18 protein-coding genes are annotated in these 20806 nt (G+C 57.6%); 3 read left to right on the top strand and 15 right to left on the bottom strand.

Features of this window, described 5'->3' with window-relative positions:
- Positions 1-4: 4 nt before the first annotated feature.
- The 5 genes from mfd to G439_RS0102565 form a co-directional block, all read right to left on the bottom strand.
- Positions 5-3628 (bottom strand): transcription-repair coupling factor, encoded by a 3624-nt coding sequence (mfd, locus tag G439_RS0102585; protein WP_022867629.1) that lies wholly within the window; start codon positions 3626-3628, stop codon positions 5-7.
- 47 nt (positions 3629-3675) lie between these two features.
- Positions 3676-4275: an aminoacyl-tRNA hydrolase gene (gene pth / locus G439_RS0102580; RefSeq protein ID WP_022867628.1), complete on the bottom strand. Its 600-nt coding sequence runs from the start codon at positions 4273-4275 to the stop codon at positions 3676-3678.
- Positions 4265-5131: an SGNH/GDSL hydrolase family protein gene (locus tag G439_RS0102575; RefSeq protein WP_022867627.1), complete on the bottom strand. Its 867-nt coding sequence runs from the start codon at positions 5129-5131 to the stop codon at positions 4265-4267. Before G439_RS0102575 ends, pth begins: the two co-directional genes overlap by 11 nt.
- Before the next feature lie 112 nt (positions 5132-5243).
- Positions 5244-6488 (bottom strand): galactokinase, encoded by a 1245-nt coding sequence (gene galK, locus G439_RS0102570; protein WP_022867626.1) that lies wholly within the window; start codon positions 6486-6488, stop codon positions 5244-5246.
- A 53-nt stretch (positions 6489-6541) separates the two neighbouring features.
- A complete protein-coding gene (locus G439_RS0102565) occupies positions 6542-7093 on the bottom strand; it encodes a DUF4853 domain-containing protein (RefSeq protein WP_022867625.1) in 552 nt (183 codons plus the stop codon).
- A 160-nt stretch (positions 7094-7253) separates the two neighbouring features.
- Between G439_RS0102565 and G439_RS0102560 the strand changes: the two genes are divergently transcribed.
- From G439_RS0102560 to G439_RS0102550, 3 genes are read left to right on the top strand one after another with little or no spacing between them, the layout of a single operon-like run.
- Entirely contained in the window at positions 7254-7796 is a 543-nt protein-coding gene (locus G439_RS0102560; protein WP_022867624.1) for a 2'-5' RNA ligase family protein, read from the top strand.
- Complete coding sequence (locus G439_RS10885) at positions 7793-8824, top strand: YhjD/YihY/BrkB family envelope integrity protein (protein WP_022867623.1); 1032 nt, start codon at positions 7793-7795, stop codon at positions 8822-8824. Before G439_RS0102560 ends, G439_RS10885 begins: the two co-directional genes overlap by 4 nt.
- Before the next feature lie 59 nt (positions 8825-8883).
- On the top strand, positions 8884-9924 hold the full coding sequence (locus tag G439_RS0102550; protein WP_022867622.1) for an acyltransferase family protein: 1041 nt from the start codon (positions 8884-8886) through the stop codon (positions 9922-9924).
- Positions 9925-10014: 90 nt separating this feature from the next.
- Here G439_RS0102550 and G439_RS0102545 read toward each other — a convergent pair whose 3' ends face one another.
- The 10 genes from G439_RS0102545 to G439_RS0102500 form a co-directional block, all read right to left on the bottom strand.
- Positions 10015-10839 (bottom strand): exodeoxyribonuclease III, encoded by an 825-nt coding sequence (locus G439_RS0102545; protein WP_022867621.1) that lies wholly within the window; start codon positions 10837-10839, stop codon positions 10015-10017.
- Entirely contained in the window at positions 10836-11750 is a 915-nt protein-coding gene (gene argB, locus G439_RS0102540; RefSeq protein ID WP_026459311.1) for an acetylglutamate kinase, read from the bottom strand. Before argB ends, G439_RS0102545 begins: the two co-directional genes overlap by 4 nt.
- A 44-nt stretch (positions 11751-11794) precedes the next feature.
- A complete protein-coding gene (gene argF, locus G439_RS0102535) occupies positions 11795-12796 on the bottom strand; it encodes an ornithine carbamoyltransferase (RefSeq protein ID WP_022867619.1) in 1002 nt (333 codons plus the stop codon).
- A 28-nt stretch (positions 12797-12824) separates the two neighbouring features.
- Positions 12825-13490 (bottom strand): TetR/AcrR family transcriptional regulator, encoded by a 666-nt coding sequence (locus G439_RS10880; RefSeq protein WP_022867618.1) that lies wholly within the window; start codon positions 13488-13490, stop codon positions 12825-12827.
- Positions 13491-13633: 143 nt separating this feature from the next.
- Positions 13634-14968, bottom strand: coding sequence for an MFS transporter (locus G439_RS0102525; protein WP_026459310.1), 1335 nt, complete (start codon positions 14966-14968; stop codon positions 13634-13636).
- A gap of 6 nt (positions 14969-14974) precedes the next feature.
- Positions 14975-15985, bottom strand: a complete 1011-nt coding sequence (locus G439_RS10875; RefSeq protein ID WP_022867616.1) for a DMT family transporter — start codon at positions 15983-15985, stop codon at positions 14975-14977.
- 85 nt (positions 15986-16070) lie between these two features.
- Positions 16071-17198, bottom strand: a complete 1128-nt coding sequence (locus tag G439_RS0102515) for a serine/threonine protein kinase (protein WP_022867615.1) — start codon at positions 17196-17198, stop codon at positions 16071-16073.
- Positions 17199-17377: 179 nt separating this feature from the next.
- A complete protein-coding gene (arcC, locus tag G439_RS10870; protein ID WP_022867614.1) occupies positions 17378-18292 on the bottom strand; it encodes a carbamate kinase in 915 nt (304 codons plus the stop codon).
- Between the two features lie 2 nt (positions 18293-18294).
- Positions 18295-19293, bottom strand: coding sequence for an ornithine carbamoyltransferase (argF, locus tag G439_RS0102505; RefSeq protein WP_022867613.1), 999 nt, complete (start codon positions 19291-19293; stop codon positions 18295-18297).
- A 29-nt stretch (positions 19294-19322) separates the two neighbouring features.
- A complete protein-coding gene (locus G439_RS0102500; protein ID WP_022867612.1) occupies positions 19323-20546 on the bottom strand; it encodes an arginine deiminase in 1224 nt (407 codons plus the stop codon).
- Between the last annotated feature and the right edge of the window lie 260 nt (positions 20547-20806).

The raw sequence follows: 20806 nt of genomic DNA, 5'->3' as shown, positions 1-20806 counted from the left end.
ATTCTCACTGCGAGAACGGCACGAGAATCTTCGTCACCAGATCCTCCACCCACTCGATGAGAGCCTCATCGGTCAAAGCTGTTCCCCCGACTCGCTGAGTTTGCGGGATAGGAACAAGCACCTGGCGAACGGCCGCTTTAATGACCGAACCGGGATGGAGTCTCTTGAGGCGCATCACCTGAGAGTCACGCAATTCAATCGGATTGATCCTCAGGTACTTGCCCTGTGTGGCAATCTCTTCAATACCTGCACCGCGCACCACTTCACGCAGCCGTGAAACCTCGAAGAGCATCTCCACTTCGCGGGGTAGCTCCCCATAGCGGTCCCGCAGTTCCTCACGCACATCGTCAGCTTGTTCGCGGTTCGCTACCGCGGCAATCTTCGCGTACACCTCCAACCGGAGGCGCTCACCTTGGACATAGGAGTCAGGAATGTGAGCATCGACGGCCAAGTCGAGGCGTACATCGGCTTTCTCTTGGGGTTTGTCACCGCGGAAAGCCGACACCGCATCAGCCACCATCCGCACGTAGAGGTCGAAGCCGACACCTTCGACATGACCTGACTGTGCTCCCCCCAGAAGGTTGCCAGCACCGCGAATTTCCAAGTCCTTTTGCGCCACTGCCAAGCCTGCTCCCAGGTCAGTGTTTGCGGCAATGGTTTTGAGGCGCTCATGGGCCGTTTGCGTCAGAGTTCGGTCGCCCGGATAGAAGAAGTACGCGTAGGCACGTTCGCGGCCTCGTCCCACTCGCCCTCGTAGCTGGTGAAGCTGGGACAAACCGAAAACGTCGGCGCGGTCCACGATCAGGGTGTTGGCATTGGAAATGTCCAGGCCCGTTTCAACGATGGTGGTACACACGAGGACGTCGAATTCGTGATTCCAAAAATCAACGATGACGGACTCAAGCTGAGCTTCCGACAGCTTCCCGTAGGCCACACGAATACGTGCCTCGGGCACCAATTCTTGGATGTGTGCGGCAGTGGAGTTAATCGAATCGACACGGTTGTGAACGAAGAACACCTGGCCGTCACGCAGCAGCTCACGCCGGATCGCAGCGCTGACCTGGGCATCCGTGTAGGAACCTACAAAGGTCAACACGGGTTGGCGTTCTTCAGGCGGGGTCTGCAAGATCGACATCTCGCGGATGCCTGACACTGCCATCTCCAAGGTTCTGGGGATCGGTGTTGCCGACATGGATAAGACATCGACGTCGGTGCGCAGGGCCTTAAGAGTTTCTTTGTGTTCAACGCCGAAGCGCTGCTCCTCATCGATCACCACAAGGCCAAGGTTCTTAAAGGAAACCGCTCCGGTTAGCAAAGAATGTGTCCCAATGACCAGGTCAACGTGGCCAGAGGCTAATCCTTCTTTGACTTCCTCAGTTTCTTTCGCACTGGAGAAACGCGAAAGGGAAGCAATAGTGACCGGGAAGCCGGCATAGCGTTCAGTGAAGGTCTCAACGTGCTGTTGAACCAGTAGCGTCGTGGGCACCAGAACCGCAACCTGTTTGCCATCTTGGATGGCTTTGAAGGCTGCTCGCACAGCAATCTCTGTTTTGCCGTAGCCGACGTCGCCGGTCAAGAGCCGATCCATGGGGGTGGGTTTTTCCATGTCGGCTTTGACCTCGTCGATGGTCACCAATTGGTCAGGGGTCTCTACGTAAGGGAAAGCGTCTTCAAGTTCTCGCTGCCACGGGGTATCGGGCGCAAAAGCGTGTCCCTTGGTGGCCTGGCGAGCCGCGTAGAGGCGGATGAGTTCTTTGGCGACCTCGTTGACCGCTTTCTTCGCGCGGGCCTTAGTCTTGGCCCACTCTGCGCCACCCATTTTTGTCAGCGACGGCTGGTCTGAACCCGTGTACTTCGAAATCTGGTCCAAGGAGTCGGTGGGTACAAAGAGCCTGTCACCGGGCTGTCCCCGCTTCGAGGGCGCATACTCGATGACCAGGTAGTCCCTGGTAGTGGCGGCTTCGCCGCGTCCAATGGTGCGTGACACCAATTCGATGAAGCGACCCACACCGTGCTGGTCGTGAACAATGTAGTCGCCAGCATGCAAGGTCAGCGGGTCAACGCCCTTACGCCTACGGGAGGGCATGCGGCGCATATCGCGGGTGGTTGCTCCGGTGCGCCCCGTCAGGTCAGATTCGGTCAGAATCGCCATATGCAGGTCGGGGGCAACGAAGCCGGATCCGGCCTGAGCCGTGGTGATGGTGACAACGCCGGATTGCGGGGCCTGCGTGATCTGATCGACGACCAGGGCAGCCACGCCCGCATCGGCCAGAATCGAGGCGATACGGCGTCCAGGCCCAGGGCCTTCCGTGGTCACGACGAGGGTCCAGCCATTCTTCGCTAAGTCAGCAAGATCGGCGCAGGCTGCGGCAAAATCACCGCGATAGGGGCGCACTTCCCTGGCGCCAATGCGCATGAGGGTCGGCGAAGCAATGAGAGCCGACACGCCCGAGCCACCCTCAGGCCTAGATGTTGGCCTTCCCAGCCCTGCTTCGTCTTCGTCCTCGTCCGGCAGGGTTGCTGCAATCTCAGCGAACTCGGCTGGCGGAAGTGCGGTGAACTCCCACCAAGACGTGGGCCCACTCCCCCACAAGTCTTCGAGGTCAAGGAAAGAAGCACTTCCAGCTTCCAAAGGCACCTGGGCGCCTCCGGCGGCCGCCGACCAGGCTGCTTCGAGGAACTCTTCGGTGGTGGCCAACAGGTCTTCGGCGCGGGCGCGTACACGTTCAGGTTCCGACACAATCACCGTTGAGTCAGATGGCACGAGGTCGATCAGGCGATCCATCCCATTGACCAGCACGGGCGCCAAGGATTCAATTCCCGGAGCGGGGATCCCTTCCGACGCCAAGGTCAGCATCTCGGCCGCGCCGGGAAGGCGGTCTGAGAGTTCACGGGCTCGCGACCTCACCGTGGCAGTGAGTAGCAGTTCGCGGCACGCTGTTGCCCACAGGCCATCGGGAGCATCTGCCAGTGTGCGCTGATCTTGAACGGAGAAGGCGCGAATTTCGTCGACCTCGTCCCCCCACAGTTCAATGCGCAACGGGTGGGCTTCCTGGGGAGGAAAGACGTCGAGGATTCCACCGCGCACGGAGATTTGTCCGCGTCCCTCAACCATGTCGACACGGGTGTATCCCAGGTCGGTCAGGCGCTGTGTCAGATGGGTCAGGTCAACAATGTCGCCGACTTTGACACGTACGGGTTCAAGATCGCCCAGGCCTCGGATAATGGGCTGAAGGAACGCGCGAATGGGCACAACCAGGACGGACAGCGGGCCGGCCTGCTGGTCTCCCTCGACGGGGTGAGCCAACCTGCGTAAGACCGCAATTCGACGGGCCATCGTGTCCACCTGGGGTGAGAGACGTTCGTGAGGCAGAGTCTCCCACGCGGGGAGCATGTCCACGCCGTCGCACCACGAGCGCAACGCTGCGGTCATTGATTCGGCTTCGCGCCCGGTGGCTGTGACAACAACGAGCGGGCCGACGCTGCGCTGCGCTAGAGCTGCGATGGTAGGCGGGCGAACCCCCACGGGTGACACGACGGTTCCCGAGCGCCTTGCTTCGACGGAGTCGCCAAGTTGGATGATCGCAGGGTCAGTCTGGATAAGTTCAGACAGTCCGGTGAGTTTCACGCGGGGCCTTCCGGTGTTCAGTGAGCGTGATGGGTCAAGCAGGTTGGTCAGCGGGTGTGGAGGCGTTGCTGCGCGGCAACGAAGCCCTCAGTGATGACCTCTTCAACTGCGTCAGCAGCTTTTTCGAAGGTCACATCCCAGTCGGTGCATTCCTTTGATGGGATACGTCCCAGGACGTAGTCGGCGGGGTCTTGGCGACCTGGCGGCCGTCCAATCCCGATACGAAGCCGATGGTAGTCCTTGGTTCCAAAGTGTTGCGATAGGGATTTCAGGCCGTTGTGGCCGCCCTCGCCTCCCCCAAGTTTGAGGCGCAGATCATGGGGTTCAAGGTCGAGATCGTCGTGGATGACCAGGAGGTGATCGGGCTCGATCCCTAAGAATGTGGCGAGCCGTGAGATTGGGCCGCCGGTGGTGTTCATGTACGAATCAGATTTTGCTAGGACGACTCGCGGCCCGGGGATTCCTCCTGGGAGCATGCCGAGGCGGACCTGAGCCATGTGGGTACTCGAGCGATGCGAAGTCAATGAGGTGCCTGCGCGCGCTGCGAGGACATCTATTGTCAAGTAGCCGACGTTGTGGCGGGTGGACTCGTATTGAGATCCGGGGTTGCCTAGTCCGACTACGAGCCAGGGGGTTTCAGTCGTCATACTCCGATTGTGCCACCCGGTCGCTGCACATGAGCCATTCAGTGGCGTCGGCCACGACCGGAGCCGGGAGGCGACGAGACGCCGCCCACTCGTCGGCAAAGCACTGAGCCCACACCGCGTAGGCCGCCGAGTTCGGGTGGAAGAAGTCGGCTGCGTGGTATCCGAAGGTGTAGGTCGGCAGCGAGTATTCGAGGGTGAGGGAGCGCAGATCCACCACTACGTGTCCCCCGTCCTTCGCGGCTTGAACAGCCAGGTCGGACATTTCTTGGGCTCGGGTTTCTTGCGGCATGATCGAGAAGGATGGGATTGATGACACCAAGGATTTCTCGGGCAGACAATCCAGGACGCGCTTGAGGCGTTCGGCGTACTTGGCGGCGGTCATATCTTCGAGCATGACGTCGTTGCCACCAATAGACAGCGTCACTAAATCCAGGTCCCATTCTCCGTCAAGCAACCCCAGACCACGTAGCTGGGGAATCTGTGTCAGTTCAACGGATTCAACGGTGGCTCCCGACAGGGACACATTGAAAAGGATGACTTCACGGTCGATCACCGACGAGATTGCCGACGCCAAACGAGCAGGATAAGACTCGGTGATTTTCGAGGCTCCGACACCTTGGACGGAGGAGTCACCCAGGGCTACGTAGACGAAAGGCCGGTTTTCCTCGTCGGCCTTGGGATCGCATTGACTCAGTCGCTTAAGGGCTGCGAGGTTGTGATCTTCCCAGGCGCGACGGTAGTCCCCCCGCTGAGCGTCAAGGCGCAGTAGGCGGCCAATGGCAACACCGGATCCGAAGAGGCCGGCGCCTCCGGCGACCGATCCTGCAACTTGCCATGCTCTTTTGCTGATGCCCATTGCTTTCTTCCATCCCTCGATTGCCTGTGTCTTCGAGTTTAGGCGGGCACCCACCAGTATTTCAGGTTATGAAACACTTCAGTGATGTAAGTCGCAGGATCGGTCGCCCTCGTCACGCCTCCCGACCGGCAGGCTTAGACGGCAGAGCGAAAATGAAGTGTGGTTCCTCGAAGCCTGCTTCCTTGTACGCGGCAACGATCGCCTCGGCAACCTTCTCACCGGCACCCGCATCAACGAGGGCGATCGCACTTCCGCCGAAGCCACCTCCCGTCATGCGCGCCCCGTGGGAACCACTGGCCCGGGCAACGTCGACAGCAAGGTCCAACTCTGGACACGTCACTTCGTAGTCGTCGCGCAGCGAATCGTGGGAGTCGTCAAGCAGAAGAGCCGCCACATCCAGGCGCTTGCCTTCAAGCGGCCCTTCATCGAGGAGTTCGACGAAAGCATGCGTGCGCGCAATCTCGGAAACAACGTGACGGGTGCGCTTACACAGCTGCTCGTCATCAAGTTGAGCCAAAGCTGCATCCAAATCTTCGACATCAACCAGTTGAGAGACTCCAAGAATTTCAGCAGCCTTCTCGCAGTCAGCGCGACGGCTCGCATATTGCCCATCGGCCAGCGAATGGGCTGCGCGCGTGTCAATAATGAGCATTTCAAGGCCGTCCGCGGCCAGATCAAAAGGAATCTGGCGGGTTGACATATCTCGACAATCGAGGGCGAGGGCGTGGCCTTTCTGGCAACGCAGAGACGCCGTCTGATCTAAGCCGCCCGTCTTAGCGCCAGCAATCTCATTTTCTGCGCGCTGACATGCGGCCACCAAAATCTTACGGCCCTCATCGTTGGGGGCATCAATAGTGCCGGCCAGCCCCAGGCCATTGACTTCGTCAAGAGCAACAGCGGTTGCGCATTCGAGGGCGGCTGAGGAGGAGAGCCCACCTCCGCGTGGCACACATGAGAACAGTGCTGCGTCGAAGCCGTTCAGGGGACCGTACCCTGCTTCTTCAAGGGCCCATGCAACACCGGCTATGTAAGACGCCCAGTGACGCGCCGTTTTGGGCAGCCCTTGCGGCCCGATCTCGTCCAAATTCACTTCGTCGATGCGATCATCGGTTTGTGGTGAGATCAGTCGAATTAAACGGTCCTCACGCGGCTTGAGAGCCAGATAGGCGCGATGCGGCAGAGCCATTGGCAAACACGAGCCACCGTTGTAGTCAACGTGCTCGCCAATGATGTTGACTCGGCCAGGAGCCGACCAAACTCCAGTGGGCTCATCCCCGAACGTGCGGGTGAATAATTCCGTTGCTTTCTGGGTTCCTTCGTGGGGAGTTACCGCTTCGCTGCGATGGATTTGCGCCATGATGCTTTCGCCTCTCTGCGTTGATGACATCCGGCTCAGAGCTTAACGTGTTCTTAGTGCCCCGATTGATCGGACTGGGGTTGGGTCAGGTCTTCGGCCACTACAACAAGGCCCTCGGATTCAAAATAACCAAGCGGATCATAACCCTGCACAAACTGATCAGCCCTAACCGTCGACCCATCACTTGGCCGACAAGCAGACGTATAGATGATACGGAGAGTGTGCGAAGACAAATCGTGGATAAGAGTGACTCGTCCACCATCCTGACGGTCATACCAGTCGTATGACTCAAGACCTCGATCCGGCGGCAAATGAACCAAATGATCAAAACCCACAGGCTGAAGAAACTCCTTGCTCAAACGCACAATCACCTCACCATCGACCTCACCCACCTCATACATCCGGCTACCAATATCCCAACCCTCACCATCAACAGCATTCGCCACCGTTTGAACAGCCGAAACAGAGCGTCCACCGGGAAGCGTCAGCCCAATCGTCGAAAGGGCTGATGAAACTTGCACCGGCGCAAGCTGCGATTCAACCGCATCAATCTTCTGAGCGAGGGCCTCGAAATCTCCGGCAACAATCGTCATTTCATCGGCCATTCACAGACCATCCTTTGATTCTGAGGGAATACACCACTCTAACGCCAATCCACGCCACAAACCACCCACTTCTCCGCCCCTCGATCCCGCCAGTCGCTCAGGCCGGATACTCCACGTACGATGAGGACACCTGCCCTGCTCCCTAACAGACAAGGCCACCATGTTCCTGCCACAGCGATCCCCCGGCCAAGACTGGCTCGGCGTCGTTATTGCCATCCCGGAACCATGGGTCACACAACTGACCGATCTGCGCCTGAACTTAGGTGACCTCCAAGGGTCAATGGTGCCCGCGCACATCACCCTTGTCCCCCCGATAGCTGTCCCCACCGAAGAACGTACCGAAGTCATCCGCCACCTGCGTTCAATCGCCCAGCAATACTCGCCGTTTCGAATGACTCTCAAGGGGACAGACTCATTCCGGCCCATCTCCCAGGTTGCTTTCCTCAACGTTGACGAGGGCGCTGACATGTGCCACTCCTTGGCTGAAGATCTGCGTTCAGGCCCCCTCGACTTCGAACTGCGATTCCCCTTCCACCCTCACGTCACGCTCGCACAGGACGTGGATGAGCCCGCCCTCGACCTCGCCCTCGACCTCGCTTCTAATTTCGAAGCATCCTGGATGGTTCCAGGATTCCGCCTTGACCGTGTTGATGAGAACGGCATGTATTCATCAATGGCTATCTTCGACCTGGGAGTCTCATGACCATCGCCGAACGTTTCCAAAAGATCCTGTCCTGGTGGCAAGAGACTCGCTTAGCGCGCGCCCTGGCACGGTTTGGAACCGCCAACGGCCTGCTCCTTTCATCAGGCATGGCACTGACTGCACTCACGTCGCTAACGGCTGCCCTCACCCTCGCGGTGACAGTGTTCATGGCCGTCTTGGGCGACAACGCCGAACTGCGCAAGGCGTTCTTTGAAGCCATTGACGAGGCAATCCCCAACCTGCTCAAGACAGACGATTCACCCGATGGGATCGTCGCACCCGAGTCCCTCATATTCACCGACGCCTTGTCGTGGACCGGCATCATTGCGCTAGCGGTCATGGCATGGTCGGCAATTTCTATGGTCATGCAACTGGCACGCTCAACCCGTGCCATGTTTGGCGTGATCGCAGTGCCTATGAATATGGTCATGCAATACCTACGCTACGCGGTGGGTGCGCTCGCTCTCGGAGTTGGCCTCGTGGCAGGTGCAGGATTCGGTATCGCTGTTGATTTAGCTGGTGATTGGCTGCTGTCGCTACTGTCTTTGGACGCGACATGGGCATCAAGGTTGGCCCTGCAAGCCCTGACCATCGCCGTCTCAGTGGCGATCTTCGCCCTCATCTCTGCCGTCATCATCCAAGTGGTTTCCGGAGTCCGCGTTCCCAAACAAGACTTGGTATGGGGATGCGTAATGATCGCGGTGGGCGCAATTGTTCTTCGCATGCTTGGAACGACCGTGGTCGGGTCGGTGAAGGGCCCGCTACTGGCAACGGCAGCCACTTTGATCACGCTGGTTTTGTGGCTGAACCTGCAAGTTCGCGTCTACTTGACGCTGTGTGCCTGGATGGCAAACCCTCCCAAGACATGGATTCCCAACTCGGATGCTCAGGTGCACTTCGACGAAACCCCCAACTTCATCACCCACTCCGCGCCCCACACTTTGGAGTGGCCGCATAATCCTGTCTCGGGAATCATTGGTCCCGACACGATTCACGAAGCCTCGCGAAAAATGCTCGGAGAAGACTGATTACTTGTCTCCATGGACCCGCCAGCAGGCAGGGACCGCGCCAGTGATAATCTCCACTCATGCCTGCCCGCGACCACTCCATTGATATTGCCCGAGGAATCGCGATTATCGCCATTGTCTTCGGGCACGTCCTGCGGGGCGTGAAGAACGCGAGCTTGGTCGCAGCAGACGCCCCGTGGTACCTGGTGGTTGATCGGGCGACCTACATGATCCATCTGGCGATCTTTGCAATGGCTGCCGGTCTCATGGTTCATTCATCCGTCCAAAGGCGCGGCTCCGGCCCTTATCTTCGCGACAGGCTAGCGGACTTCGCCTGGGTCTACGTCATCTGGTCCGTCCTCCAAGGATCGCTTCAATATGTCTTGGCGGACGCGGTCAATAACGGCCGGTCTTTGCAGTCAGTTTTGACGTTGTGGGTGCCGACTAACCAAATGTGGTTCCTACCGTGGATCGCCGTCATGTCTGTATTTGCCGTAGTGGCACGCCCATGGCTGTCCTCCACTCGTACCTGGGTTTTCTTAGTCGTGTCGGCTGCCATCAGCATTGCGAGCTGGGGGGTCTTTGGACCATTCATTTTCGCGCAGGGTCTAGGTCTGACATTTTTCTACGGCATTGGGGTGACTGTTGGCCTGAGCGGATACGCGCAGATCCGCGAGCGCCTAACCCCCGTGCTCACCTGGCTCGGCGCGACAGCGTGCGGCCTCGTCTATCTGACGATGGCTATCTTTGCGCAAGCCTCAGCCCCCACCACTACGCAATTCGATCGCTCGCCGTCCACAGTTGCACTGGGCGTTGTGTGCGCCACGGCTGGCGTCGTGGCCGTGTTTCTTGCGTCAATACTGGTTAAACCTGCGGGCCCAGTGGCGCGTTTATTGGCGTATTTAGGCCGCCAGTCAATGGTCATTTTCCTGGCTCACACCATGGCACTTGCGGCCGTTCGCATTGTGCTCATGCGCCTTGGATTCGACTCTGCGGCCCTTCACCTGGTTCTAGGAACCCTGGGGGGCGTCGCGGGTTCCCTGGTGGCCTGGTGGGCGACGAGGCAGCGGCTACCAGTTTTGTGGTCAGCACCCGCAAGGCTGCGAGGCCGCTCCGTCTAACGCCCGCTTTGAAGTCCAAGAGCATCGTTCGTCGAATGCCAAAAACCTGTTCCTGGCCCCAACATGCGATGACGAGACAACTTGAATCGTTCAGAGGTTGTAGTCGACCCTCACGCCAGCATGATCTGAGATTCGCTGGTCGTATTCTTCAGCTCGACCAATCTCAAAAGAGTGAGCAGCACCCGCCAAGGCGGGGGTGGCGTACTGGTAGTCAATGCGCCAGCCCACGTCGTTAACGAAGGCCTGGCCGCGCCACGACCACCACGAGTACGGGCCCTGAACATCACCGGCCAGATCACGGACCACATCATGCCAGCCCGCATCGGCCCAGTTATTGAGGAAGATCATTTCTTCGTCCAGTACACCTGCGCGCTTATTGTGATTGGGCTTGAAGTTCTTAATGTCTTGCGCTGAACGCACCACGTTGAAGTCCCCGCACACCACGGTCTGCAAGCCCTGGTCGGCCTCGTGATAGAGCTGCTCCATACGCGCCTGAATCCGCGGCAAATGCGCCATTTTTGCTTCCTGCTTCGGCGTGTCTTTCTCCCCCGAGTGGAAGTAAGCAGAAACGACACGCACGGGGGCCGACGCACCCTCAAGTTGCACCGTGGCCTCAACCCACCTGCCCGAGTCAACGTCAGTCTCGTCCTCGTCAAGAACCGTTCGCGGTTCTCCAACAAAACTGCCCCGGCTTTTACGCACCGCGATCCCCACGCCTGCACGGCCTTTAATCCTGCACGGTACGAACACCGTATCCCACTCATCTCCCATGAGTGCCGTCGCGGTGTCAATGTCGGCCCGAACTTCCTGCATGAGGAAAACGTCAGGAGCCTCGGTTTCAAGCCACTGGGTCAGACCGCGTTTGGCTGCGGCGCGGATGCCGTTGAGGTTCATAGTGGTGATGCGCAGGTTCATCGACTGGAGCCTTCCGGATCGGGAACAACCATCGTACCTGTGCCCTCGTCAGTCATGATTTCGATGAGGACGGAGTGAGGCATACGGCCGTCAACCACGTGTACGGCGCCCACTCCCCCATCAATCGCGTCCAAGCAGGCCTGCACCTTCGGGATCATGCCGGAAGATATGGCATCACCCAGGTCGCGCAGTTGCGAGGCCGTGGCCGATCGGATCAGCGAATCCGGGTCAGGATAGTTCGAGTAAATTCCTTCAACGTCTGTCAGCATCAACAGTTTTGTGGCACCCAAGGCGACAGCGAGGGCGGAGGCCGCAGCGTCGGCGTTGATATTGAGGACAGCACTGGGGTCTTCATCGTCGAGGGCGATGGACGACACCACGGGGATACGGCCAGCCGCCAGCATGTCCGTCACAGCTCCCGGATCAACGCCGCAGATGTCTCCGACCAGGCCGAAGTCGGCTTCTTGCCCGGCATCGTTGCGGCGGCGGCGCTGAGCGCGGAAGAGAGCGCCATCTTCGCCAGAAATTCCGATCGCCAGGTTGTCGTGCTGGTTGAGTTCAGAAATGAGAGAACGCTGAACAGATCCGGTGAGCACCATTCGGACCACATCCATTGCTTCGGGGGTTGTTACGCGCACCCCGTCACGGAACGGCGTCTCAATGCCGAGGCGGGCCAGCATTCGCGTGACCTGGGGGCCTCCCCCATGAACCACTACGGGGAGCATTCCGGCTTGGCGCAGGTACTGCACATCGGATGCGAAAGCCGCTCCGGCATCCGGGTCTGTCATCGCGTGGCCACCATACTTAATGACCACAATGTCTCCGCGGAAAGCACGCATCCAGGTCAGTGCTTCGCCCAGGACGTGGGCGCGTTCAGCTGGGGTCAATGAATTCACATGGGCCGGGTTCATCGTCGCTGCCGTATTGTCGTTATTCACGGTATTTTTCCTGACTGTCATGCGCCCAGGGTGGCGACCATGACGGCTTTGATCGTGTGCATCCGGTTTTCTGCCTGGTCGAAAACAATGGATGCATCCGATTCGAAGACCTCGTTGGTGACTTCGATGCCGTCCATTCCGGTTTCTTCAAAGAGCTGGGCGCCGATAGCGGTTTTGGTGTCATGGTAGGCGGGCAGGCAATGCATGAACTTTGCATGGGGTCCGGCTTTGGCCATAAGTGCGGCGTTGACCTGGTAGTCGCGCAGTAGCGCTATGCGTTCAGCCCAGACCTCTTTGGGTTCACCCATGGACACCCAAATGTCGGTGTGGACAAAGTCAACGCCGGATACCCCCTCGTCAATGTTTTCCGTCAAAGTGACGCGGGCGCCGGTCTGTGTGGCCAGTTGTTGAGCGCTCTCAATACATTCGTCGTCTGGCCACAGCTGGTGCGGAGCCACGATCCGCACATCGGCACCAATGAGGGCGCCGTTAATTAGCAAGGAGCGACCCATATTGAAGCGAGCATCGCCCACGTAGGCGTAGGAAATTTGGGATAGGTCTTTGCCGTTGGCGTGCTCACGCATGGTCAGGGAGTCGCACAGCATTTGGGTGGGATGCCAGTCATCGGTCAGCCCATTCCATACGGGAACACCGGAGAGTTCAGCAAGGGTCTCTACCGTTGCCTGTTCATCACCGCGATATTCAATGCCGTCAAACATGCGACCCAGGACACGCGCCGTATCGGCCACAGATTCCTTGTGTCCCATCTGGGATCCGGAAGGATCGAGGTAGGTGGTATGGGCCCCCTGATCGAAGGCTGCCACTTCGAAAGCACAGCGAGTCCGAGTGGAGGTTTTTTCAAAGAGCAGCGCGATATTGCGGCCTTTTAGGCGCTGCGATTCACGTCCTTCTTTTTTCTCATCTTTGAGCTGCACAGCCAAATCTATGAGGCTACGCCATTCTTTTGGAGTAAAGTCGAGTTCGCGTAAGAAATGGCGTCCATGCAGTCCATGTGTCACGGAAATTCCTCCTCGACGTTGTTCCCTCTCATCGTGCCTTGTCCACTTCATCTGCGCCGACCGGGTCCGATGTGTGGTCACTGTCAAGCGACTCAGTTCCACGGACCGTTGACCAATACGCCAATTCACTGAGCAACGTCCAAGCTGTATCGCGAACATCGCGCCCTTCGGACAGAGCTGACACGGCAGCCCCGTCAACGACGCCGATGACGAGTTCAGCGGGAACACGAACTCGTAGATGCTCCAAAACCCGCCCGACTGCGTTATTCAAGCGGGATCGCCCCGTACGATAGGCCCGCGAAATCGATTCGGAAGTCCCAGCATGGATCAGGCTTGTGTAGTGACCGTATAGGGAGACATTGCGTGGCAGTGTCGCCTCAAGAATTAATTCAACGGCTTCATCCCGGGAGAATGGGCCAGCAACTGACTCGACTTTCTCAGCAACCCGTTCGGCGCGCGAAGCCCAGCGAGAGATATTGAGTCGACCAGCTTGATGGAGCAGATCGTCCAGCCCTGAGAAATAGTAGGTAGTTGCGGACAGGGAGCATCCAGCACGTGCAGCAACGGAGCGATGGCTGACAGCCGCGGGGCCTTCCTCGTAGACTAGCTCGGCGGCGGCCTCGATGATCTGACGCCTACGTTCCTCCCCTCTGACAGTGGTGCCAGTTGAGTCAGAGGATTCTTCAGGGATCATCTTGCCTCCTGGAAAGTTCTTCTGCCAGGATTTTACGAACTTTACATTTTGTATGCAGTTGTAGTCGCATATTGTCGTTTTGCACAGCCGCCGACTCAGTGGGACGCAGGAATTCACCATTGAGCCGGCGACTGTGAGTCCTTTTATTGCACGTCGCCTAGATCACAACCTGCGTTGTCTCGGGCACAGATCATGGCTCCCAGTGCTGCGAGTGCTACGACCGTTAGGTAAACCGCCGGAGCAAGCCTTGATCCTGTCCAAGCAATTAGTCCCGTGGCGATGAAGGGGGCAGTACCGCCCAGCAGAGCGTTTGCCGTGTTGAACGATAGCGCGAACCCTGAATAGCGGACTTGTGTGGGGAACGATTCTGCTAGGAATGTCGCCAGAGTTCCATCGTTGACCGTCAACATAATGGCAAAAGTCACCTGGCAGACAAGGACGGTGACCAGCGTGGCTCTACCCATGAGCATGAAGACCGGAATCGAGGCCACAATAAAAGCAAGACAGGCTCCAATGAGCATTTTGCGCCGCCCGAATCGATCGGAGAAATTTCCCATAACTCCAATCGCGAGGATGTAAACAAGGAGCATCACCGACGAGATCGCAGTTGATACTGTTTCACTCATGCCCAGTTCCTCGTGCACATAAGTCGGCATGTAGCTGAGTAAAAGGTAGAAAGCGACTGCGTTAAGCGAGGCGACTCCGAAAGTTACGACGACTGCCCTGGAGTGGTGGCGCAGGAGGTCGGCCAGAGGAGTGTTCTTCTTTTTCTCATTGCGTGAGCTTTCGGACTGCATCTCTTGAAAGACAGGGGAATCTTCAAGATGTACGCGGATGTAGCGTCCAACGAATCCTAGGGGGAGGGAGAGAAGGAAGGGGATTCGCCAGCCCCAGGTCTGCATTGCTGCCGCGTCAAGGAAGTAATGCAGACCTGTGACCATGAGAGATCCGGTGAGTAGTCCTACCGCTGTCGAAGCAGGTACTAAAGCCGTGTACTTACCTCTCTTATCAGTCGGGGCAAACTCCGCGAGGAAAGTCGCTGCACCCGCATATTCTCCGGAGGCAGAGAATCCTTGAATCGTCCGCAATATCAGAAGACACAACGGCGCAGCTACACCAATGGTCGCATATCCGGGCAAGAGCCCAATGATGAAGGTTGAACCGGACATGATGAGAATTGACCACGACAGTGCCCAACGTCTTCCCCAACGATCTCCCCACGTCCCCCAAAGTACTGCTCCAACGGGACGCAGGACAAAGGACATTGCGAAGATTGCAAAGGTTGACATGAGTCGAACTGCTGCATCTTCTTCAGGGAAAAAGACAACGCCTATGACTGTGGCGAGATATCCGTAGGAAGCGTAATCGAACCATTCGATGAAATTCCCAACGAAGCTGGCCGATGCAGCACGTTTAAGTGTCGCATGGCGTGCGTCTTGACTGTGCCCTGAGTGCGAGGCCATCGTTGAAGAACTCATGGTGCTTCACACTTCGATCGGCTCAGGTCGTGTGGTGTGCGTTTCGGCGGGCTCGGAGTTGATAAAGATCGGGGCAAGGCCACCAACGATGATCAATAGACCTCCTATGCCCGCAACAAGATCGAGTGCTTCGTGGAAGATGAAAATGCCGCAGGCAATGGCAACGACGCATTCCCAGTAGGAGATCGTCGACATTTCAACAGCAGGAAGATTACGCCCGGCAACAACCAGCCACCCCAGCGCAAAAAGGCCGCAGATGAGGAACAGGCCAACCGCCCACAGCCAATTCGACTGAGTGAAGGTTGATACCCCCTCCCACGGCCGTAGAACGAGCGACATGACGAGCGTGGCGACAGCTGCCCAGAAGAAGTTCCAGGTTCCCCGCACGACGGAGTCGATGTCCTTGCGATAACCGTAGAAGAAGAGTGCCAGACCGTAGAAGACTCCCGATAGCAGTCCGAGAAGATCGCCCAGTGGCTTGTGCGGATATTCGGCGGAGGTCGCCGACAGATCTAGTCCGAAGGAGAAGGAACCATCCTTCCATCCGATGATCCCGATGGTCATAAGCATTCCGACGAACACGAGGCTGAGAAATAGGCCAGCAAGGAGAGAAACCCTTTCCTTGCGGAATATTCGGGCAAGGATTGTGCAGAACAGAGGACCTGTGTAGATCAGGAAGACGGCATTGGCGATTGATGTCAGCAAGGTTGAGGAAATGTAACATCCCAAAGACAGACCGATGAAGACACCGCCGAAGATTACTGCCGGAGTCATCTTGATTCGGAATACCTGCGTAAGTTTCTTCGTCGCGGCTGCAATGATTAGAAAGCCGATAACTCCGCAGGTCATACGTCCAAAGGCTAGGAAAGAGCCGATGACGGCTTTATGCTCGGCCAGCAGTCCTTCGGTAGCACCGCGCGAGAAAGTTCCGACCAGTCCCATGCCTGTTGCGGACAGGAGCATAGCGACGGCACCGAGCTTTTTGTTCATGGAATACGAGTTGGATGAATCGGACATCTGTGTCCCCTGTCTTATTCGAGGTATACGGGCAGGATGCGGGCCGGGGCCGCGCCGACTATGCCGACGCGGCCCCGAGTCGTGATCAGACCAGGGTCGGATCGTCAACCTGATTTGGGAAGTAGTCCTCACAGGTGCCTTCGCGGTACACATCCGCTGTGGCACAGTGCAGGCCTCCACCGAACGCATAAGCGTCGCGGAAAGGCACTGGGATGACGTTCATGCCCAGCTTGTCCATCTGTTCCATCTGGTGAACCTCACTGGCTTCCACACAAACAGTCTTGTGATCGATCACCAGGCAGTTCATTGACAGCCAGACCGATGAGTAGCACAGCGGCGGCGGCGTGTCGTGCGCTGGCATAGCTGCTTCGACAATCTGCCAGTCGTTAGCCTCGAAGATTTTACGCTGTTCCTCAGGCAGGGGACGGTGCGGATTATTGATAATGAGCCCTGGTCGCAGTGGCACGAAGGTAGCGTCAATATGGATCGGGTATGGGTCACCGGGGAAGTTGACGGCGTGGACACGCAGATCAGGGTAGTAGCGCTTGAACCACTCCATCGCCTTGCGGTTGGTCGTCAGACCGTGTTGGATGAACAGGTCCTTACCGATACGCATAACGTCGGCAGCATCCCACATGGGCTCGAACTCAGTGGTGACGAAGTCCTTGGCGGCAGTACGCTCAAGGCGCTCCTCCAGGGAAATCTTCTCATCGTAGTAGTTGTGCTTATACGACTTGTCGGTCAAACGCGGACGAGGAGCCTGGGTCCACTTAAACTCCGGGTCTTTCTCGAAATACTCATTCATAAGCGGCCAGTACGCGAGGTACTCGAAGTAACGGCAACGGAACGAGTTAGCCGAGGACATGATCTCATTGCCAATGGTTAGCAGAATGTCACGGGGCGGCATCTGAGTGAAACCAGACTCGGTACGGAAATCAGGTGTCTGAATCGCTTGGTTCCACTGAAGCGGCGTGGGCCGGTCGACTTTAACACCTAATCCTTCGAGGATCTTGACATAGTTGTCAAGCTGTTCATTGGCGGCTTCGACGGTGGCGGTGGGGCGAGGACCCCACATTCCGCGCATCTCGGAGTCGATCGGCACCTTCTCAGAGGTAGCCGGTTCTTCAGGCGGGATGACCGAGAAGTCGGCGCGTCCCACGATGACGTGCTTGAGGGGATCGAAATCATTCCACGAGTTGACGATTTTCGTCATGACTCACTCCTTTGTGATGTGGTGTTCTATGTGCGGAGTCCGTGTCCGCGACGCCCTGTGGGACGCCATTGAGTATTTAGATTCCTCCTGTTCTTTTGCTGACCATTCGCCGCATCAACTGCGACGAATCCCGGGTTGCTTAACTCGGGAAGAGAGGGGCGAGTGTCATCGAGACAGCCCTAGTCTCCGTCGGTGGTAATGATGGTGCCGCAGGTGCCCTTGACGATCTCTACAGCATCAGCGAGGCGCCCAATAGCAGCGGTACCACCGGTGACCTCAACGAAGTTGCAACAGGCATCAACCTTGGGGCCCATCGATCCAGCTGGCAGGTCCATCGCGCGTAGTTCCGACGTAGTGGTCTTGCCGATGGCCTCGGCATCAGGCTGGCCAAAGTTCTTCATGACCTGCGGGACGTCAGTGAGGATCATCAGCATGTCAGCCTTGAGATCCTCGGCGATGCGAGCCGCAGATAGATCCTTATCGATAACCGCCTCGACGCCGTGCAAGGAGCCATCGTCGCCGCGGACCACGGGCACGCCTCCCCCACCCGAGCAGATGACGGTGGTGCCCGATTCCACGAGCTGCTTGACTGTCTCGATCTCGACGAGCCCCTTCGGTTTGGGTGAGCCAACCACTCGACGCCACTTGGTGCCGTCAGCCTTGATAGACCAACCCCTCTCCGCGGCGAGGCGATTGGCCTCATCCTCGTCGTAAACTGTGCCGACAAACTTCGTCGGTGTGTCGAAGGCAGGATCCTCCGCGTCAACCAGGGTCTGGCCGACCATGGCGGCCACGGACTTACCAGGCAGTGCGTTCTGGAGTTCCTGGAGCATCCAGTAGCCGATCATGCCCTGGGTCATCGCACCGAGCGTATCAAAGGGGTAGGGCTCAGTCAGAGTTTCGTCAGCGGCGGACTGAAGGGCTAAAACACCCACCTGCGGGCCGTTGCCGTGAGTGAGGACCAGCTCATGCTCCGAGGCGAGCGAGGCAAGGGCCTCAGCGGCCTTATTCACGTTCTTGATCTGGGTTTTCGCATCCGGTTTCTCACCGCGCTCGAGGAGGGCGTTCCCGCCCAGTGCCACAACAATCCGCATACTTAGCTCCCCAGAGTTGCGACCATGACGGCCTTGATAGTGTGCATACGGTTCTCTGCTTGGTCAAAGACGATAGACGCAGGACCTTCAAACACGTCATCGGTCACTTCGAGGCCGTTGAGTCCAGTGCGCTGGAAGATGTCTTCGCCCACAGTCGTGTTGCGATCATGGAAAGACGGCAAACAATGGAGGAACTTCGCCGTAGGAGCGGCCTTTGCCATAAGTTCGGCATTAACTTGGTAGTCGCGAAGAAGAGCAATACGTTCATCCCATACTTCCTTCGGCTCACCCATCGATACCCAAATGTCCGTGTAAACAAAGTCAACTCCGGCCACACCTTCGTCTACGGAATCGGTGATGAGGACCTTGCCTCCGGATGCCGCAGCGAGTTCTTCGGCCTTGGCAACGACCTCAGGGGCGTTCTGCAACGCCTCTGGAGCGACCATGCGCACATCCATGCCCATCATCGCGCAGGAGACGAGAATGGAGTTGCCAACGTTGTTGCGAGCATCGCCCACGTACGCAATCGACAGCTCGTTGAGAGGACGCCCCGCCGCCTCGATCATGGTCAGCTGGTCGGCGAGCATCTGGGTGGGATGCCAGTCGTCGGTCAGACCGTTCCATACCGGCACGCCAGACAGCTCAGCGAGGATCTCAACGTGCTCCTGCTTGGCACCACGGAATTCGATACCGTCAAACATCCGTCCCAGGACCCGAGCGGTATCAGCTACAGACTCCTTGTGCCCCATCTGGGACCCGGAAGGGTCGAGATAGGTAACCTGTGCGCCCTGGTCATGTGCAGCAACTTCGAAGGAGCAGCGGGTACGAGTCGAGGTCTTCTCAAAAAGGAGAGCAATGTTGCGGCCCTTGAGGTGCTGAGCCTCGCGTCCCTCCTTCTTAGCAGCCTTGAGGTAGGCGGACAAGTCAAGCAGCGATTGCCATTCCTTGGGGGTGAAGTCAAGCTCCTTGAGGAAATGGCGTCCCTGGAGTGCGTGTGCCATACGGCGGTCCTTTCTCAATGGGTGTGATGTCACGCGTCTTCGCGGACGATGGGGCAGCTCATGCAGCGGGGGCCTCCTCGCCCTCGCCCGAGCTCATTTCCTGGAATGGCAACGACTTCAATGCCGTTATCCTCCAAGAATCCGTTGGTCGCAGTATTACGTTCATATGTAGAAACAACACCGGGGCTTATTGCCAGGACATTCGATCCGTCGTTCCATTGCTCACGTTCATTGGTCAAAGAATCGAAGGGAGGTTCTAGGACGCGCAGAGAGTCCAATCCAAGAGCATCAGCGATAACGTCGTGCATCGCATCGGGGGCATTGACGGTGATGTCGAGTTCCTTAAGAGTGTTTCCAGGACGAATAGTCTGCGATCGCAACATGCCCAGACCTGGATATTTGACGAAAGTGTCAACATCGGCCATGGTCATGACCGTGTCCAAATGCATCTGGGCACGGGATTTAGGCATCTCAAGAGCAATAACTCGAGACACTTCCTGCGTGGAGAAAAGTCGTGATGCAAGACGCTCAACACCCTGGGGGCAGGTCCGTTCGCTCATGCCAATGAGGACTGTTCCGTTGCCAATAACCAAGACATCACCACCCTCGACGGTGGCCGATCCAGCTTCCAACCCCTTAGACAGAATCTTCGGGCCATACTCAGTGAAGTTTGGATGGTAGGTGTAGATAATCTGGGCATTGATGGTTTCGCGTCTACGCGCCTCTTTGCGCATCGAGTTGATAGAGACCCCGCTATAGATCCAGCAGGAGGTGTCGCGGGTGAAGAGGTGGTTGGGCAAGGGGGCGAGGACGAAGTCGTCATCACCGATGGCTTCGAGGCAGACCGAGGATATACCAGCTACACGGTCAAGGAGTTCTTTCTTCGTCAGGCCCGCGATGAGGAGCTCAGCCAAATCCGGGCCATTCATCCGTTCTGCGTAGTTGGCGATGGGGCTAACTGCCGCCGTCCCGAAGGTTTCTTCGGTAAAAATCGAGTTAATAGCTTCGAGACGTGCAGCGGGGCTTTCTAAGGCTTCACCCAGGAGTTCTTGGAAGTAGAGGACTTCGACTCCCCGCTCAGTCAGAGATGCAGCGAACGCATCATGTTCCTCCTGAGCCTTCTCGAGCCAGAGCAGATCATCGAACAGCAGATCATCCTTGTTGGACGGGGTAAGTCGGAGCATTTCCTTGCCTGGCCGGTGGAGCATCACCTGCTTGAGCGGACCAACTTCCGAAGCTACGCGGGGTTGCATTCCCTATTCCTCCTGAGTCGCGTCGTTGCGAGAGTCACACATCTTCGTGTTGGTACGAGCGTACTACTTACATCGGATAAGAACAAGGACTTTCTTTTTTTTCAGGCTTTTCAGGAAGTACAGTCGTACTATCGGTAGAAATTTCAAGCAACCGCACGAGAGACAGCAGCTGTAGACACTCAGGAAGGAACTCACGCAGCACCACAAAATATCCCTTCCCAATAATCCTCAGGACACACAAAAATGGTCGGCACCCCGCC

The sequence above is a fragment of the Schaalia vaccimaxillae DSM 15804 genome (genome assembly GCF_000420425.1).
Taxonomy (GTDB): Bacteria; Actinomycetota; Actinomycetes; order Actinomycetales; family Actinomycetaceae; genus Pauljensenia; species Pauljensenia vaccimaxillae.
The sequence above is the reverse complement of the archived record's forward strand: the minus strand, read 5'-3'. Positions and strand labels throughout refer to the sequence as shown.